Source organism: uncultured Mycobacterium sp. (assembly GCF_964249325.1).
Classification (GTDB): Bacteria; Actinomycetota; Actinomycetes; order Mycobacteriales; family Mycobacteriaceae; genus Mycobacterium.
Genome location: NZ_CAXUCH010000302.1, coordinates 1 through 444 on the forward strand (window position 1 = coordinate 1; position 444 = coordinate 444).

A 444-nucleotide genomic window follows, 5' to 3' on the forward strand; every position below is an offset into this window, starting at 1 on the left:
GGCCAGCGCACGCCCCGCGTCGAGCGCCGGGGTGTGCGAGCGGGTGGAGTCCGGGGTGGCCGGCTGCATGCGCCCGGCGTCGAGCATCACCGACTCGATTGGTGCGACGTCGCCCCCGTCGATGTCGCCCGGATCCCAACCCGGCGCCGTCGTCGGGCCGGTGAATGCCGAGGTATCCACCTTGACGGCGGTCGCTGGCACCCCGCTGCGGCGAATCTGGTCGGCGAGGTCACCGATGCGCGCCGCGTCGTGATACCAGCTTTCCTGGCCCGGCGGCACCGCCGACAAGGTTGGGTCACCGCCGCCTACCAGTACGACGACCCCGGGCTGCTGGCCCTCGATGACTCGGGTGGTGACCGTGGCATCGTGGTCCAGCGTGAGCAGCGCCGCGGCGGCGGTCAGCACCTTGTTGGTCGACGCGGGGTGGAGCGGCACGTCGTCAAG

At 72.3% G+C, this 444-nt stretch carries 1 pseudogene (only partly in view); it reads right to left on the minus strand.

Features of this window, described 5'->3' with window-relative positions:
* Nucleotides 1-444, minus strand: a pseudogene (gene dacB, locus ACFE99_RS23115) (D-alanyl-D-alanine carboxypeptidase/D-alanyl-D-alanine-endopeptidase); its annotated part runs 309 nt beyond the window's last position; the annotation flags it as partial.